The organism is Quadrisphaera sp. KR29 (genome assembly GCF_052644995.1).
Genome location: NZ_JBQXXG010000001.1, coordinates 122007 through 138870 on the forward strand (window position 1 = coordinate 122007; position 16864 = coordinate 138870).

The 16864-nt window shown below is 74.8% G+C and carries 13 protein-coding genes; 5 read left to right on the forward strand and 8 right to left on the reverse strand.

What is annotated here, in order from left to right:
* Nucleotides 1–66: 66 nt before the first annotated feature.
* Nucleotides 67–3114 carry a family 78 glycoside hydrolase catalytic domain gene (locus tag ACUN9U_RS00520; RefSeq protein WP_445482965.1) on the forward strand — a complete coding sequence of 1016 codons (3048 nt, stop codon included), beginning with the start codon at nt 67–69 and terminating at the stop codon, nt 3112–3114.
* Between the two features lie 24 nt (nt 3115–3138).
* Here ACUN9U_RS00520 and ACUN9U_RS00525 read toward each other — a convergent pair whose 3' ends face one another.
* Genes ACUN9U_RS00525 through rhaI form a run of 5 tightly spaced genes read right to left on the reverse strand, consistent with a single transcriptional unit; the run spans nt 3139 to nt 9433 of the window.
* Complete coding sequence (locus tag ACUN9U_RS00525) at nt 3139–3627, reverse strand: SRPBCC family protein (RefSeq protein ID WP_445482966.1); 489 nt, start codon at nt 3625–3627, stop codon at nt 3139–3141.
* Between the two features lie 58 nt (nt 3628–3685).
* On the reverse strand, nt 3686–5146 hold the full coding sequence (locus ACUN9U_RS00530; RefSeq protein ID WP_445482967.1) for a rhamnulokinase: 1461 nt from the start codon (nt 5144–5146) through the stop codon (nt 3686–3688).
* Between the two features lie 7 nt (nt 5147–5153).
* A complete protein-coding gene (locus tag ACUN9U_RS00535; protein WP_445482968.1) occupies nt 5154–7238 on the reverse strand; it encodes a bifunctional aldolase/short-chain dehydrogenase in 2085 nt (694 codons plus the stop codon).
* The gene (locus ACUN9U_RS00540) at nt 7235–8218 is read right to left on the reverse strand and encodes an aldo/keto reductase (RefSeq protein ID WP_445482969.1); all 984 of its coding nucleotides are present in this window, start codon (nt 8216–8218) and stop codon (nt 7235–7237) included. Before ACUN9U_RS00540 ends, ACUN9U_RS00535 begins: the two co-directional genes overlap by 4 nt.
* 45 nt (nt 8219–8263) lie before the next feature.
* A complete protein-coding gene (gene rhaI, locus ACUN9U_RS00545; protein ID WP_445482970.1) occupies nt 8264–9433 on the reverse strand; it encodes an L-rhamnose isomerase in 1170 nt (389 codons plus the stop codon).
* A 136-nt stretch (nt 9434–9569) separates the two neighbouring features.
* On the opposite strand from rhaI, the gene ACUN9U_RS00550 reads away from it, so the two are divergent.
* From ACUN9U_RS00550 to ACUN9U_RS00565, 4 genes are all read left to right on the forward strand, one after another.
* The gene (locus ACUN9U_RS00550; protein WP_445482971.1) at nt 9570–10616 is read left to right on the forward strand and encodes a LacI family DNA-binding transcriptional regulator; all 1047 of its coding nucleotides are present in this window, start codon (nt 9570–9572) and stop codon (nt 10614–10616) included.
* A gap of 182 nt (nt 10617–10798) precedes the next feature.
* Nucleotides 10799–12124 (forward strand): ABC transporter substrate-binding protein, encoded by a 1326-nt coding sequence (locus tag ACUN9U_RS00555; protein WP_445482972.1) that lies wholly within the window; start codon nt 10799–10801, stop codon nt 12122–12124.
* Nucleotides 12125–12210: 86 nt separating this feature from the next.
* On the forward strand, nt 12211–13143 hold the full coding sequence (locus ACUN9U_RS00560; RefSeq protein WP_445482973.1) for a carbohydrate ABC transporter permease: 933 nt from the start codon (nt 12211–12213) through the stop codon (nt 13141–13143).
* Nucleotides 13143–13970, forward strand: coding sequence for a carbohydrate ABC transporter permease (locus ACUN9U_RS00565; protein WP_445483195.1), 828 nt, complete (start codon nt 13143–13145; stop codon nt 13968–13970). The genes ACUN9U_RS00560 and ACUN9U_RS00565 overlap by 1 nt, the downstream gene beginning before the upstream one ends.
* A gap of 15 nt (nt 13971–13985) precedes the next feature.
* On the opposite strand, the gene ACUN9U_RS00570 is transcribed toward ACUN9U_RS00565, so the two are convergent.
* From ACUN9U_RS00570 to ACUN9U_RS00580, 3 genes are all read right to left on the reverse strand, one after another.
* Entirely contained in the window at nt 13986–14960 is a 975-nt protein-coding gene (locus ACUN9U_RS00570) for a hypothetical protein (protein ID WP_445482974.1), read from the reverse strand.
* Nucleotides 14957–15622, reverse strand: a complete 666-nt coding sequence (locus tag ACUN9U_RS00575) for a MerR family transcriptional regulator (protein WP_445482975.1) — start codon at nt 15620–15622, stop codon at nt 14957–14959. Before ACUN9U_RS00575 ends, ACUN9U_RS00570 begins: the two co-directional genes overlap by 4 nt.
* Before the next feature lie 172 nt (nt 15623–15794).
* Nucleotides 15795–16841: a LacI family DNA-binding transcriptional regulator gene (locus tag ACUN9U_RS00580; protein ID WP_445482976.1), complete on the reverse strand. Its 1047-nt coding sequence runs from the start codon at nt 16839–16841 to the stop codon at nt 15795–15797.
* Nucleotides 16842–16864: the final 23 nt, after the last annotated feature.

Consider the following 16864-nt stretch of genomic DNA (forward strand, 5'->3'; position numbering starts at 1 on the left):
CACGGGTGGCCCGCTCGCCGTAGGGTCCGAATGAAACGTTCCAAAGCGAGACGGTGAGGCGCGTCGATGACGACGGACCAGGCAGCGACCACCCCTGGGCCCAGCGCCCTGCAGGCCGGGGCCCCGCAGGCCGTGGCCCCCCGGGCGAAGGCACCCCGCGTGCTCGCCCTGCGGGTGGAGCACCAGCGGCCCGGCGAGGCGCTCGGCACCGGTGAGGCCTCCCCACGGCTGTCCTGGCAGGTGGCACCCGGCCCCCGCGACTGGGTCCAGGCCCGCTACGAGCTGCGCCTCGTCGACGACCGGGGTGCCGCCACCGCCACCGCCGACCCGGTCGAGTCGCCCGACCAGGTGCTCGTGCCGTGGCCCTTCGCGCCGCTGGCCAGCCGCCAGCGGGTGCTGGTGCAGGTCCGCACCACGGGCGCCGACGGCGCGACCTCGCCGTGGTCCGCGCCCGAGCCCGTCGAGGCCGGCCTGCTGCACCGCGAGGACTGGAGCGCGGTCCCGGTCACCGCAGACCCCGCCGGGGAGCCCGGGGCGCCGGTGCCCTCGCCCGCGCCGCGGGTGCGCCGCGCCTTCACCGTCCGCGCCGGCCTGGTCCGCGCGCGGCTGCACCTGACGGCCCTGGGCCTGGTCGAGGCCCACGTCAACGGACGCCGCGTCGGCGACGAGCTGCTTGCGCCGGGGTGGACGGCCTACCGGGCCCGCCTGCGCTACCGCACCCACGACGTCACCGGCCTGCTCGTCGAGGGCGAGAACGCGGTCGGGGCCCTGCTCGGCAACGGCTGGTGGCGCGGCCGCCTCGCCTGGGGCGGGCGCCGCGCGCTGTACGGCACGCAGCGCGCCCTGCTCGCCCAGCTCGAGCTCACCTACGCCGACGGCGCCGTCGAGCGCGTCGTCACCGACGGCAGCTGGCGCACCAGCCCCGGCGAGGTGCTCGAGGACGACCTCTACGACGGCGAGCACGTCGACCAGCGCCTGCGCGACAGCTCCTGGCTGCGACCCGGCTTCGACGACTCCACCTGGGCGCCGGTCACCGAGCTCCCCCTGCCGGCGGCCGAGCTGGTCGCCGCCGACTCGGCTCCCGTGCGCGCCGTGCGCACCGTCCGCCCCACCGGCGTCCGGGTGCTCGACGCGCCGGGCACCGGCGCCGAGCCGGGTCAGACGACGGTGCGCGTCGACCTCGGCGAGAACGTCGTCGGGCACCTGCGCGTGCGGGTCCGCCCGCAGCTGGGCGCCCAGGAGGGCGACCGCGTCGTCGTGCGGCAGGCCGAGGTGCTCGAGCACGGAGCGCTCGGGGTGCGCCCGCTGCGCACCGCGAGGGCCACCGACACCTACGACCTGGCCGGCGCCGCGCGGGACGGCGGCACCGGCGAGCAGGTCCTCGAGCCGCGCTTCACCTTCCACGGCTTCCGCTACGCGGAGGTCTCCGGCCCGGCGTGGGTCGCCCGGCTCACCGCCGACGACGTCGAGGGCGTCGTCATCACCTCCGACCTGGAGCCGGCCGGCGGCTTCTCCTGCTCCGAGCCGCTGCTCGGCCAGCTGCACGCCAACGTGCTGCGCGGATGGCAGGGCAACGCCGTCGACGTCCCCACGGACTGCCCGCAGCGCGACGAGCGCCTCGGGTGGACGGGGGACGCGCAGGTGTTCAGCCCCACCGCCTCCTTCCTCACCCGCTCGGGCGGCTTCTGGACCAGCTGGCTCAAGGACGTCGCCGCCGAGCAGGTGGACGGCGCGGTGCCGTTCGTCGTCCCCGACGTCCTGTCCGGGCCCGGCGTCTTCGGCTCCGACGGCGCACCGGTGCCGGCAGCGGCCTGGGGCGACGCGGGAGTCGTCGTCCCCTGGGTGGTCTTCGAGCGCACGGGCGACACCGGGGTGCTCGCCCGGCAGTGGCCCAGCATGGTGGCCTGGGTGGAGCGGCTCCTGCGGGAGGCCGGTGAGGACCTGCTGTGGTCGGGCGGGTTCCAGTTCGGCGACTGGCTCGACCCGACCGCGCCCCCCGACGACGCGGCCGCCGCGCAGGCCGACCCCGACGTCATCGCCACCGCCCACCTCGCCCGCGGTGCGGACCTGCTGGCGCGGACCGCGCGGGTGCTGGGCCGCGACGACGACGCCGCCCACTGGTCGGGCGTCGCGCAGCGCGTCCGCGAGGCCTTCGTCGCCGAGTACGTCACCGGTGCCGGGCGGGTGCTGTCGGACTGCCCGACCGTGTACGCGGTGGCCATCTGCTGGGACCTGCTGCCGCCCAGCGCCCGCCAGCACGCCGGCGACCGACTGGCCGACCTCGTCCGCACCTCCGGCTTCAGGATCAGCACCGGCTTCGTCGGGACCCCCCTGGTCACCGACGCGCTGACCCTGACCGGTCACGTCGAGGTGGCGCACCGCCTGCTCCTGCAGCGGCGGGTGCCCAGCTGGCTCTACCCGGTGACGATGGGCGCGACCACGGTGTGGGAGCGCTGGGACTCGATGCTGCCCGACGGCACCATCAACCCCGGCGAGATGACGTCGTTCAACCACTACGCCCTCGGCGCCGTGGCCGACTGGATGCACCGCACCCTCGCAGGGCTCGCGCCGGCGGCGGACCCGGCGGCGGACCCGGGCTCGGCGGGCTACCGCGAGCTCGTCGTGGCCCCGCGCCCCGGCGGGGGCCTGACCCGCGCGTCGGCCTGGCACGACACCCCCTACGGCCGGGCCGAGGTCGCCTGGCGCGTCGAGGGAGGGACCTGGCACCTCCACGTCGTCGTGCCCCCCGGCGCCCGCGCCCTCGTCCACCTGCCCGACGGCAGCGCCCCGGTCCGGACCGGCAGCGGCGAGCACGCCTTCTCCCTGCCGCTCGCCGCGGCGCTGGGCGCGGTGAGCGCGCCCGTGGGGCTGGACTCCTCGGTGCGCGACCTCCTCGACGACGCCCGCGCGTGGGACGCGGTGGCCCCGGCCCTCGTGGGCGCCGGGGTGGGGGAGGACGACGGCGAGGCGGCCCGGCGGATCGCGCCGCTGCTGGAGCGCAGCGTGCGCGCCATGGCGCTCTCGGCGTCCGCGCCCGGCAGCGTCCCGGCGGGGACCCCGCTGCTGCAGGCCGTGGAGCGGGCCCTGGAGGAGGTCGCCGCCTCGTCGTCCTGAGCGGCAGGAGGGGTCGGCGAGGCGTCAGCCGGCGGTCTCCGACGCCTCGCCGGCTGCCCGCTCAGCGTCAGGAGGGGCGTCGAGACGGCCGACCGCCAGGTCCTCCAGGCGTGCGAGCACCTCCTTGTTGCGCAGCCCGATGACGGCCGCGCGCAGGGGGCGGGGCACCCACCGGCCGGGGCCGGCGACGGCGTCCTCCTCGATCGTGACCACCGTGCCGTCACCCCTGCCGAGCAGGGAGATGACCACCCGGGCCTCGCCCAGCGGCCACCCCCTCGCCGTCAGCTCCAGGCGCTCCCCGGGCACCACGGCGTCGAGGGTCGTGGTGCCCCGCTGCATCAGCGGCCACGCGCCGAAGGAGTGGTGCAGGACCGCGCCGGCGGTGGGCCAGTCACCCTCGACGGCGCGCATGTGGGCGGCGCCGACCACGAACACCGGGTAGTTCCACGCGTCGCACAGCACCTCCCACACCAGCTCCGAGCGGACCGGGACCCAGTGGCGCCGCGTGCTCATCCGCTCAGCCTGGCCCTCGTGCGCCTTCCCGCCAACCCGTCGCCGCCCTCGCGCCGGGTCAGCGGGGGTCGTGGCGGACGAGCTCGTGCGTGTCGGCCACGAGCGCGCGCAGGTCCTCGAGCTCGCCCGACAGCGTCCCCACCGACCGCGCCTGCACGAGCACGCTGCCGAGCGCGGTCGCCTCCACGGGGCCGGCGAGGACGGGGCGGCGGCAGGCGTCGGCGGTGAGCTGGCACAGCAGGGCGTTGCGGGCTCCGCCGCCGACCAGGTGCACCACGTCGACGGCCCGCCCGGACAGGCGCGCGGCGTCGTCCACGGCGCGGGCGAAGGCCGCGGCCAGGCTGTCGAGCACGCACCTCACGACGGCGGGCCGGGACTCCGGCACCTGCTGCCTGCTGGCGCGGGCGGCCTCCTGGACGCGCGCGACCATGGGGCGGTCGGCGCCGGGCGGGGCGAGGAACGCCGGGGCGTCGACGTCGACCACCACCCCGCCGCGCTCGGCGGCCGCGGCCTCGAGCAGGCCGGGCAGCGCGGCGGCGCCGAGGCGCCAGTCGGCCAGGCAGCCCTGCAGCACCCACAGGCCCATGACGTTGTGAAGGTACCTGACGCGCCCGTCCACGCCGCGCTCGTTGGTGAAGCCGGCGGCCAGGCTCTCCGGCGTGGTCACCGGCTCGGGCAGCTCCACGCCGACCAGCCCCCAGGTGCCGCAGGCGATGTAGGCGAACCGCTCGGTGGTGGCGGGCACGGCGACGACGGCCGAGGCGGTGTCGTGGCTGCCGACGGCGACGAGCTGCGCCTCGTCCAGCCCGGTGGCGGCGGCCACCGCCGGGCGCAGCCCGCCGAGGACGCGGCCCGCGTCGTGCACGGGCGGCAGCAGGCCGGGGTCGATCCCGGCGAGGGCCACGAGGTCCGGCGCCCAGCGGCCGCTGCGCACGTCGGCCAGGCCCGTGGTGGAGGCGTTGGTCGACTCCGCGCCCACGTGGCCGGACAGCCAGTACCCGAGCAGGTCGGGCAGCAGCAGCAGCGTGCTCGCCCGGTCCAGGTGCGGACCGCGGGCCTCGGCCAGCAGCTGGTAGAGCGTGGTGAAGGGCAGGCGCTGCAGGCCGTTGCGCGCGTAGAGGCGCTCGGGGGCGATGCGGGCGTCGAGCGCCTCCATGAGGCCGGTGGTGCGCCCGTCGCGGTAGGAGCGCGGGTCGCCCAGCAGGGACCCGTCGGGGGCGAGCAGCGCGTAGTCCACCGCCCAGGTGTCCACGCCGACCGTCTCGACGGTCCCCGCGCGCCCACCGGGCAGCTGCGCCGCCAGCTCGCCGGCGCGGCGCAGCCCGGCGAGGGCGTCCTGCCACAGGCCGAGCACGTCCCAGTGGATGGCGGTGTCCAGCACACCGGCCCCGGTCGGCACCTCGACGCCGCCGTTGCGGAAGCGCGCCGCCTCGACCAGGGCGAGGTGGCCGGGGGCCACCTCACCGAGCATGACGCGGCCGCTGGAGGCCCCCAGGTCCACCGCTGCGTGCAGGCTCACCGCCGGCTCATCGCAGGAAGGCGGCGGCGACGCCGGCGTCGACGGGCACGTGCAGGCCGGTGGTGTGGCTGAAGTCCGGGCCGGTGATCGCCGCGACGGCGCTGGCGACGTCCTCGGGCAGCACCTCGCGCTTGAGGATGGTGCGCTGGGCGTAGAACTTCCCGAGGTCCTGCTCCTCGATGCCGTAGGTCTTGGCGCGGTTGGCGCCCCACCCGGCCGCGAAGATGCCCGAGCCGCGCACCACCCCGTCGGGGTTGATGCCGTTGACCTTCACCCCGTGCTCACCCAGCTCCACCGCCAGGAGGCGCACCTGGTGGGCCTGGTCGGCCTTGGTGGCGGAGTAGGCGATGTTGTTCGGCCCGGCGAAGACGGAGTTCTTGCTCGAGATGTACACCACGTCGCCGCCCAGGCCCTGCTCGATGAGCGGCTTCGCGGCGGCCTTGGAGACCAGGAAGGAGCCCTTGGCCATCACGTCGTGCTGCACGTCCCAGTCGGCGGCGGTGGTCTCCAGCAGCGGCTTGGACAGGGACAGCCCGGCGTTGTTGACCACGAGGTCGATCCCCCCGAACGCCAGGACCGTCGCCTCGACGGCCGCGGCGACGGCGTCCTCGTCGGTGACGTCCGCCGCGACGCCGATGGCGACGTCGCTGCTCACCCTGGCCCCGACGTGGGCGGCGACCTCCTCCGCGGTCGCCTGGGCCTTGTCCGCGTCGAGGTCGGCGATGACGACGCAGGCGCCCTCGCAGGCCAGGCGGGTGGCGATGGCCTTGCCGATCCCGGAAGCCGCACCGGTGACCAGGGCGATGCGGGTCGCGTGCGACTTCGGCTCCGGCAGGCGGGCGAGCTTGGCCTCCTCCAGGGCCCAGTACTCGATGCGGAACTTCTCCGCCTCGTCGATGGGGGAGTAGGTGGAGACGGCTTCGGCGCCGCGCATGACGTTGACGGCGTTGAGGTAGAACTCCCCGGCCACACGGGCGGTCTGCTTGTCCTTGCCGAAGGAGAACATCCCCACCCCGGGCACGAGGACGACGGCTGGGTCGGCGCCCCTCATGGCCGGGCTGGCGCCGGGCCCGTCGGTGGTGGCGTGGCGCTCGTAGTAGGCCCGGTAGTCCTCGCGGTAGGCGGCGTGGAGCTCGCGCAGCCGTGCGACGGACTCCTCGACCGTCGCGGTGGCCGGCAGGTCCAGGACCATCGGCTTGACCTTGGTGCGCAGGAAGTGGTCCGGGCAGGACGTGCCCAGCTCTGCCAGGCGGGGGAGGGCCTCGCGCGCCAGGAGGTCGAGCACCCGCGGGTCGTCGGAGTAGTGGCCGACGACGGGGTGGTCGTGGGAGGCGAGCCCGCGGATCGTGGGGGCCAGGGCGGCGGCGCGGGCGCGGCGCTCGGCCTCGGGCAGCGCCTCGAAGCCCTCTCGCTCGGCGCCGAACGGGTGGCGCCCCTGGCCGGCGAGCTCGGCGGTCCTGGCGTCGATGTGCGCCTGGGCCGTGGAGATGATCCACAGGGAGTTCGCCTCGGCCTCCTCGGAGGTCTCGCCCCAGGCGGTGATGCCGTGCCCGCCGAGGATGCACCCGACCGCGTCGGGGTGGGCATCCTTGACGGTGGCGATGTCCAGCCCCAGCTGGAAGCCGGGGCGCCGCCACGGCACCCACACCACCCGGTCTCCGAAGACCTCCTTCGTCAGCGCCTCGCCGTCGGCGGCGGTGGCGATGGCGATGCCGGCGTCGGGGTGCAGGTGGTCCACGTGGGCGGCCTCGACCAGGGCGTGCATGGCGGTGTCGATCGACGGCGCGGCGCCGCCCTTGCCGAACAGGCAGTGGTCGAAGGCGGCGACCATGGCGTCCTCGCGCTCCACGCCCGGGTAGACCCCGCGCAGGGCGCGCACCCGGTCCAGCCGCAGCACCGCCAGGCCGGCCTCGGTGAGGGTGCCGAGGTCCCCGCCGGAGCCCTTGACCCACAGCAGGTCGACGTCGGCCCCGGTGACCGGGTCGGTGGCGGTGCCCTTGGCGGAGGTGTTGCCGCCGGCGTAGTTGGTGTTCGCCGGGTCCGCCCCCAGCCGGTGGGAGCGGGCGACCAGCGCGGCGGCGGTGGGGTTCATCGGTGGTCCTCGGAGGAGTCGGAGGGCGCGCTGCCCTGGGTGGTGGCGGTGCGGGCGTGGAGCTCGGCCACGGCTGCCGAGAGGTCGCGGTGCTGCCCCGCGGTGAGGTGGGCGAGGGGGTGGTCCGGTGCGCCCGCCGCGGCGGCCTCGCGTGCGGACGCGGGTCGGGTGCTGCCGACCACCGCCGTGAGGCGGGGGTGGGCCTGGAGCAGCCAGGCCAGCAGCAGCTGGTGCGCGGAGCAGCCCCACGCGCGCGCCAGCTCCGCCAGGGGGGAGGGCTCGGCCGCTCCGGCGTCGCCTCCCCGGGCGGCCAGGGCCCGCCACAGCCGACCCGGACCGCCGAAGGGGGCGTAGCCCATGACCTGGACGCCGGCCCGCTCGCACAGTGCCAGCAGGGCCTGCGTCCCGGGGGCCGGCGCGGCCTCGAGGGCCGACAGGCGGGTCTGCAGGACGGCGACGGCAGCGCCGTCAGCCCCCGGGGCGCCGAGCAGGGCGTCCAGCTGCTCGGCGGTGGCGTTCGAGACGCCCACCGCCCGCACCAGGCCCTCGCGCTGGGCGTCGGCCAGCGCGCCCACGCTCTCCTCGAGCGGCACGGCCGGGTCCGGCCAGTGCAGCAGGCACACGTCGAGCGCCTCGGCGCGCAGCGCCCGCAGCGAGCCGCGCACGTCCCGGTGCAGCACCTCGGGGCGGGCGTCGACGTCCCAGCTGGCGGCCCCCGTGCGGTGGTGGCCCACCTTGGTGACCACCACGGGGCGGCCCCCGTGGGACGGGTCGGCGGCGTCGCCGAGCGACGCGGTGCCGTACCGGCGGGCGAGGACGTCGGCGACCAGCTCCTCGTTGTGGTGGGCGGAGTCCGCCCGGGTGTAGGCGCCGGCCGTGTCGACCACCTGCACGCCGGCGTCCAGGGCGGCCTCGAGGCAGGCGCGGCCGGAGGCGTCGTCGAGGTCGCCGACCGACCAGGAGGCGCCGCCCGCCGCCACGCGCGCCCCGGTGGCAGCGCCGCGGCACCGCCGGGCCGGGCCAGCTCAGGCCCCCCAGCTGGCCTGCGCCCCGCCGATGCGCTCAGCGGCGATGCGCTCCAGGTAGCCGGTGGCGGCGAAGGCGGCGTAGGGGTCGCGCGGCAGCCCGCGGCTCTCGCGCAGGTCGGCGAGCAGGCCGCGCACGTCGGTGTTGTAGGCGTCCATGAGCACGCCGTTGGCGCCGAGCACGTCACCGTCGGCCTGTGCGGCGGCGAGCGCCTCCCTGTCGACCAGCAGCGCCTTCGCGGTGGCCTCCTGGACGTTCATCACGGACCGGATCTGGCCGGGGACCTTCGGCTCGATGTTGTGGCACTGGTCGAGCATGAAGTTCACGCCGGAGTCCGGGCGCAGCGCGTCGGCGGCCACGATCTCGCTCATGATGCGGAACAGCTGGAAGGGGTCGGCGGCGCCGACGATGAGGTCGTCGTCGGCGTAGAAGCGGCTGTTGAAGTCGAAGGCGCCCAGGCGGCCGGCTCGCAGCAGCTGCACGACGATGAACTCGATGTTGGTGCCGGGCGCGTGGTGGCCGGTGTCGAGGACGACGGCGGCGCGCTCGCCCAGGGCCAGGCAGTGCAGCAGCGACGTGCCCCAGTCGGGCACGTCGGTGGCGTAGAAGGCGGGCTCGAAGAACTTGTACTCCAGGAGCAGGCGCATGTCGGCGTCCAGCTCGGCGTAGACCAGCCGGAGGGACTCCGCCAGGCGGTCCTGGCGGGCGCGAAGGTCGTCCTGGCCGGGGTAGTTCAGGCCGTCCGCCAGCCAGATCTTGAGGTCCTTGGAGCCGGTCTGGCGCATGACGTCGATGCACGCCACGTGGTGCGCGACGGCCTTGGCGCGGACCCGGGGGTCGGCGTTGGTGAGGGAGCCGAGCCGGTAGTCGTCGTCCTGGAAGACGTTGGAGTTGATGGCCCCGATGGTGACGCCCTCGTCGGCGGCGTGGGCGGCGAGCTTGCCGTAGTCGTCGACGAGGTCCCACGGGATGTGCAGGCTGACGCGGGGAGCGGCGCCGGTGTGGCGGTGCACCTGCGCCGCGTCGCTGACCTTCTCGAAGGGGTCTCGGGGGACGCCGGGCGTGGAGAACACCTTGAAGCGGGTGCCGGAGTTGCCGAACGCCCAGCTGGGGAGCTCGATGGTCTGCTGGGCCAGGGCTGCCAGCGCCTCGTCGCGCAGGTGTGACACGGGAGAGCTCCCATCACGTCGGTGAAACGATTCAGCCACGCTAGCCGCGCCGTCCGGGCCGCGTCAACGCCCCCAGGGTCGTCCGCCCGGCGGCACGGAGCGCCTCGGTCACCCCGGGGGCGGCTAGCGTGCCGTCGTGGTCGTGGGCATCAAGGACGTCGCGCGCGAGGCCGGCGTGTCCGTCGGCACCGTGAGCAACGTCCTCAACCGCCCCGACAGCGTCAGCCCCGCCAAGCGCGCGCTCGTCGAGGCGGCGGTCGAGCGGCTCGGCTACGTGCGCAACGAGTCGGCCCGCCAGCTGCGCGCAGGGTCCTCGCGCACCATCGCGCTCGTCGTGCTCGACGTCGCCAACCCCTTCTTCGCCGACGTCATCGCCGGGGCCGAGGAGGCCGCAGAGGCCGTCGGCGCCCTCGTCGTCGTCTCCAACAGCGGCGGCAGGGCTGAGCGGGAGGCGCGCCACCTGGCGCGCCTGGAGGCGCAGCGCGTCATGGGCGTCCTGCTCTCCCCGGTGCGCGACAGCGGGAACGCCGCAGCCGAGGAGCTCGAGCGCCGCGGGACACCGGTGGTGCTGGTGGACAGGGTCGCCGAGTGGGCCACCACCCCCTCGGTGGCGGTCGACGACGTGCGCGGCGGGCAGATGGCGGGGGAGCACCTCCTGGAGCGCGGGCACCGCGTCATCGCCTTCGTCGGGGGGCCCGACCACCTGGGGCAGGTGCGCGACAGGCTCTCCGGGCTTCGCGCCGCTGCGCTGGGGGGCGCCCGGGTCGAGGTGGTGCCGAGCGACGACATGTCGGTGCGCGCCGGCAGCGCCGCCGCGGCCGCCCTGTTCGACCGCTGGCCCGACCCCGCACGGCGGCCGACGGCGGTCTTCTGCGCCAACGACCTCCTGGCGCTGGGCGTGCTCAACGAGTGCGTGCGCCGCGGGGTGCGCGTCCCGGAGGAGCTGGCGCTGGTCGGCTACGACGACATCGGCTACGCCGGCACCGCAGCTGTGCCGCTCACGTCGGTGCGCCAGCCGCGCGAGCTCCTCGGCCGGACTGCGGTGGAGCTGCTGCTCGACGTCGTCGAGGGCTCCGACGACGAAGGGGTGGTGGGTCCGGTCCGCCACGTCCAGTTCACCCCGGAGCTCGTCGTCCGCGAGTCGACCCGCGCGTCCCGCGCGACCACTGACCGGAGCAGCTGACCGCGCGCTCCGCGGTGGGAGCGCCGGGAGCGCCGGGGACGCATCCGCCCGCGGCGTGCTGATCCGTTACGCGGAACTGCTTGACGACGCCGTGGCGGTGAGCGTACGTTCCCCGCACTGAAACGATTCATTGACGACGGCGGGAAGCCTCCCGCTGTCGCCCGTCTCGACGAGGAGACCTCGTGAAGGTGCACCGCTCCCGCCTGCTCGCGGCCCTGGTGGCCGCCCCGCTCGTGCTCACCGGCTGCAGCGCCGGCTCGCTCGGCTCCTCCTCCGGCGACGGGGAGGGCGGCTCGACCGCCATCACCTTCCTCGTCGACAACGGCGCCGGCACGGCCGACGTCGCCCAGGCCCTCGTCGACGCCTTCGAGGCCGACCACCCCGACATCAGCATCTCGGTGGAGACCCGCCCGGGCGGCGGCGACGGGGACAACCTCATCAAGACGCGCCTGTCGACCGGGACCATGGCCGACGTCTTCCTGTACAACTCCGGCTCGCTCTTCCAGCAGATCGACCCCACCAAGAACCTCACCCCGCTCACCGACGAGGACTTCGCCTCCCGCATCGACGAGGCGTGGAAGCCCAACGTCTCAGCGGGCGGTGACCTGTACGGGGTGCCGTTCGGCACGAGCTTCGGCGGCGGCGTCCTCTACAACATCCCCGTCTACCAGGAGCTGGGGCTGCAGGTCCCGACCACCTGGCAGCAGTTCATCGACAACAGCCAGAAGATCAAGGACTCGGGCAAGGACGTCGCGCCCATCATCCAGACCTACGGCGACACGTGGACCTCGCAGCTGTTCGTCCTCGGCGACTTCCACAACGTGGCCGCCGCCGAGCCGACCTGGGCCGACGACTTCACGGCCAACAGGGTCAAGTTCGCCACCGACCCGGTCGCCATCAAGGGCTTCGAGCACCAGCAGCAGGTGCACGACCTCGGCCTCATGAACGAGGACTTCGCCTCCGCGACCAACGCCGACGGCCTGCGCATGGTGGCCGAGGGCACGGGGGCCCAGTACCCGATGCTCTCCGCCGTGGTCGCGGGCCTCCAGACCGCGGCGCCGGACAACATCGACGACGTCGGCTTCTTCGCCCTCCCCGGCGACGACGCGGCCACCAACGGCCTCACGTCCTGGGCCGCCAACGGCCTGTACGTCCCGAGCAGCACCACCGGCGCCAAGCTCGACGCGGTCAAGGAGTTCCTCGACTTCATGACCACGCCGCAGGCGTGCGACGTCCAGAGCGAGGCGAACACGCCGACCGGTCCCTACCCGATCACCGAGTGCACCCTGCCCACCGACGTCCCGCAGCTGACCAAGGACGTCAGCGCCTACTTCGACGGCGACAAGCAGAGCCCGGCGCTGGAGTTCCTCTCCCCGGTGAAGGGCCCGGCCCTGGAGCAGATCACCGTCCAGGTCGGCTCGGGCATCAGCACTGCCGCCGAGGGCGCGGCGCTGTACGACCAGGACGTCGAGAAGCAGGCCCAGCAGCTCGGCCTCCCGGGCTGGTGACAGCCACCCCCACCCGCCCCGGCCCGCACCGCGCGGGTCGGGGCGGCCCCCCGCCAGCCCCGAACTCCACGACCCCAGGAGGAGCTGTGGCCAGCACCACGACGGCGCTCCCGCCGGTGCCCCCGGCCCCGAGGCCCACAGCGCGGACGACGCGCCGCGGTCGCCGCGGCAGCCCCTACCCGAGCTGGTTCTACCTGCCCGCGGCGGTCATCTACATCGGCATCTTCCTGCTGCCGACGTTCGCCTCCTTCTACTTCAGCCTCACCCGCTGGAACTTCACCAGCTCGGAGTTCATCGGGCTCGGCAACTTCGTGCAGTTCTTCCGCGAGCCCGCCCTCGTCAAGGGCTTCACCAACACGCTCATCTACGGCGTGGTGACCTCCGGCCTCAAGGTGGTGCTCGGCATGGCCCTCGGGGTGCTGCTCACCAGCCAGATCGTCGGGCGCGGGTACCTGCGCTCGGTGGTGTTCTTCCCGGTGCTCGTCTCCACCATCGGCGTGGGCATCACCTTCACCGCGCTGATGAACCCGACCCGCGGCCTCATCAACGAGGTCATCGGCCTCGTGGGCCTGACCGGGCCGGGGTGGCTGACCGACCCGCAGATCGCCCTGCTGTCGGTCGCGCTGGTCGACGTCTGGAAGGGCGTCGGGCTGGCCACCGTCATCTACATCGCAGGCATCGTCTCGATCCCGCAGGAGTACACCGAGGCTGCCGCCGTCGACGGCGCCTCCGCCTGGCAGCGGTTCCGCAACATCACGCTGCCGCTGTCGTGGCCCGCGACCTCCACCGTCGTCACCCTCAGCCTGATCGGGGGGCTGCGCTCCTTCGACCTCATCTGGGCCATGACGCGCGGCGGGCCGGGCTTCACCTCCGACGTCATCGCGTCGGTCATCTACAAGCAGTACCAGGCCGGCTTCTACGGCCTGTCCACCGCGGGCAACGTCGTGCTCTTCGTCGTCGTCACCGCGATCGTCGTCCCGCTGACCCGCTGGCTGGCCAAGAAGGAGGTGGCGCTGTGATGCGCACCGCGCAGCGCTGGTGGGTCGGGGTCCTCGCGATCCTCGCCAGCGTCGTCGTCTTCCTCGTGCCCTTCGCCTTCATCGTGCTGCAGGCCGGCAAGGACGCCACCGACGCCTCCCGCCTGCGGTTCTCCTGGCCCGAGCAGCCGCAGTTCGTGGAGAACTTCCTGGAGGTGCTGCGGGCGCGCGACTTCATCCTCATCATCGCCTTCATCAACAGCACGGTGCTCACGGTGGCCTCCGTGACCGTGATGGTCCTGCTCGGCGCGATGGTGGCCTTCGTGCTGCAGCGCCGCGTGACGCGGTGGACCGGGCTCATCAACTTCCTCGTGCTGGCGGGGCTCATCGTGCCGCCGGCCGTGGTGCCCACCATCTGGGTGCTGCAGGGCATCGGCCTGTTCGGCACGCTGCCCGGGCTCATCCTCGTCGAGGTGGCCTTCGGGCTGTCGTTCTCGATCCTGCTGTTCCGCGCGTTCATCTCCTCGATCCCGCGCGAGCTGGACGAGGCGGCCATCATCGACGGCGCCGGGCCTCTGCGCCTGTTCTTCCGGGTGGTCCTGCCGCTGCTGCGCTCGGTCATGGTCACGGTCGTGGTGGTGCAGTCGGTGGCCGTCTTCAACGACTTCGCCAACCCCCTGTACTTCCTGCCCGGTGAGCAGAACGCCACGGTGCAGCTGACGCTGTTCAACTTCCAGAGCCAGTTCAACACCAGCTTCAACCTGCTCTTCATGAACATCCTGCTCATCACCATCCCGCCGCTGGTGATGTACGTGTTCTTCAACCGGCAGATCGTCGCGGGCATGACCGCCGGCGCCGTCAAGGGCTAGCGCGCCGCGGGCGGCTCAGGGAGCGGCCGCGGCGGGCACCGCCGGGTCGCCCGCGGCCCGGTGCTCCGCCGCGCGGCGGGCCCGCACCAGGACGACGGCGGCGGCCGCGACGAGCCCCGCGGCCGTCGCGGTCCCGGCGGCCAGCACGGCACCGGCGGGAGCCACCACGGACTGGCCGGCGAGCGCTTGCCAGGTCAGCAGGCCCAGCGCGGCGGCCCAGCCGGCGCTGACCAGGGACACCAGCCGCACCCGGACGGGCGGGGTCAGCAGCGCGGCCGCCGCGGGCCAGCGCCCGGCGGCCAGGGTGAGCGCCAGCACGAGCAGGGGCAGCCCCTGCAGCGCGTGCATGCCCACGAAGTGGGGCACGCGCAGGTCGCCGGCCACGGTGCTCCAGCCCAGCAGGGGCAGTCCGGGCCCGCCGTCGGCGGCGCCCACGGTGTGCGCGCCGGCGACGCCGCGGAAGTCGGCCAGCTGCCCGGCGGTGGGGGAGGTCATGAGGAAGGCGACGGCCATGCCGGCCAGGGCGATGACCACGCCGGCGCGCACCCCGAGGTCGAAGGCGGCGTCGCCGGAGGGGCTGCGCCACAGCAGCGCGCCGACGACCGCGGTGATGAGCCACACCGCCGCGATGCTCACGCCCATGACGGCGAAGGCGGCCGCGTGGGCGGGGGTGGAGACGTTGAAGTGGCTCGTCGTCCCCAGCGCCGCCGCGCCGACGATGACGACCATCTCGACGAGCAGCAGCGCCGCGGCGACCGTCCCCAGCGCGCCGGCCAGGCGCCGGCCCCGGCGCAGGCGCGTCACCAGCCACGCGAGGGTCACCGCGTAGAGGGCGACCGAGAGCTCGAACTTCAGCGGCTTGACCCACCGGCCGGCGCCGGTGACCTGCGAGGGGTCCAGCACGGCGAGGACGGCGGTGGGCACCGCGAGGACGAGCATCGCGGCGGACAGCCAGACGAGGGGGGAGCGGCGCAGGGCGGAGGCGGTCATGACGGCTCCTCGGACGGGGTCGGCGGGGTGGTGGTGCTGGCGGTGGGGCGGGTGGAGTGCGCCACGTGCTCCTGGGCGATGCGGCGCAGCCCCGCGACGAGGGCGTCGCCGAGCAGGGTGCCCACCACGACCGTCTCCGCGCTGCGGTCGCGGTCGGCCGCGTCGGGCCAGACCAGGGCCAGGTCGGCGCGGGCGATGAGCTCAGCGGCGCGGGCGTAGGCGGGCAGGCCGTCGAAGAGGTCCTTGCGGTCGATGGCCGCCCAGCCGTCCAGCACGGCGGCCGCCTGGGCCAGGCCGGGGTTGCCGTCCTCGACCACCCAGCCCTGGGCTGCCACCACCTCCTGGACGGCGGCCACCGACGCCGGGGACGGCGGCGACGCCGCCTCCCGCCCCGGGAGGGCGTGCTGGGCCGCGCCCATCACCTCGGTGAGGCTGGCCCCGGGGTCGTCGACGGCAGCGACGACGGCGCGCACCCGGGCGATCGGCAGACCCCCGACCTCGACGAGGGCCCGCACGAGGTGCAGGCGGCGCACGTGCTCCTCGCCGTAGGAGACCTGGTTGTACCCGGTCTTGTCCGCCGGGGGGAGCAGCCCCTCCCGGACGTAGAACTTGATCGTGGCTGGTGCTGTGCCGCTGCGCTCGGCGAGCTCGGAGATGCGCACGGGCGTGACGGTAGGGCATCGGTAGCGCTGCTGTCGATAGTTCTGCTACCGATAGGTTGAGCCACCTCAGGGTTGATGGGCTGCCGGGAGGTGTCGGAACCCTGCCGCGAGGTGTCGGAACCCAGTCCCGGTTCCGACACCTCCTGCCTGGGTTCCGACACCTGGTGGCAGGTCAGGGACGGCGCGTGGACTCCCGCTCGACCACGGTGAAGGGGCTGACGAAGCGCTCCGGCGGAGCGCCGCGGTCGGCGATGCGGCGCAGCAGCAGCCGGGCCGTCTGCTCGACCATGACGTCGTGCCCGGGGGAGACGCTGGTCAGCGACGGCACGGTGTAGGCGGCGTCGGTGACGTCGTCGAAGCCGACCACCAGGACGTCGTCCGGCACGCGCCGGCCCGCGTCGGCCAGGCCCCGCAGCGCGCCGATGGCCAGGCTGTCGGTGGCGCAGACGAGCCCGTCGAGGTCGGGCAGCCGCCGCAGCGCCTCGCCCACCAGCTGCGCGCCGGTGGCCGGCGTGCTGCGCGCCCCCTGCACGGCCAGGGCCAGGGCGCCGGGGACGGCGCCGACGGCCTCGCGCACGCCCAGGGCCCTCAGCCGGAAGGCGTCCCCGTGGTGGCCGGGGCCGTGCGTGCGCGCGGCGTCGTCGAGCGCCCCGAGGGCGTCGAGGCCGGGCATGCCGAGCGCCACGAGGCGGCGGCACCCCTGCTGCAGCAGCAGGCGGGTGGCGGCGGCCGCGCCCTCGGTGTTGGCCATCTCGACGTGGTCGAAGCGGGTGACGTCCTGGCGCTCGCCGAGCACGACGACGGGCAGGTCGCCCGCCATGGACAGCACGTCGTCGGGGTCCAGCCCGACCGCGGACAGGACCAGCCCGTCGTAGGCGTTGACGCGCGAGGCGGTGATGGCGGCCAGCTCACCCTCGCGGCTGGCGCCGGTCTGCTCGACCACCACGCGCAGCCCCTCGGGCGCCAGGCGCGCGATCAGCCGGGCCGCGAGCAGGCCGAAGTAGTGGCTGTCCACCTCCGGGACCGCCAGCCCCACGATGCTCGTGCGCCCGCGCCGCAGGCTCTGCGCGGCGGTGTTGACCCGGTAGCCGGTGCGCTCGACGACGTCCAGGACCCGGCGGCGCGTCTCCTCGCTGACGTTCGGGCGCCCGGCCAGGACGTTGGAGACCGTCATGGGGGAGACGCCCGCCTCGGCGGCGACGTCGCGCATCGTGGTCATCTGCTGCACCCTCTCCCGCGGCC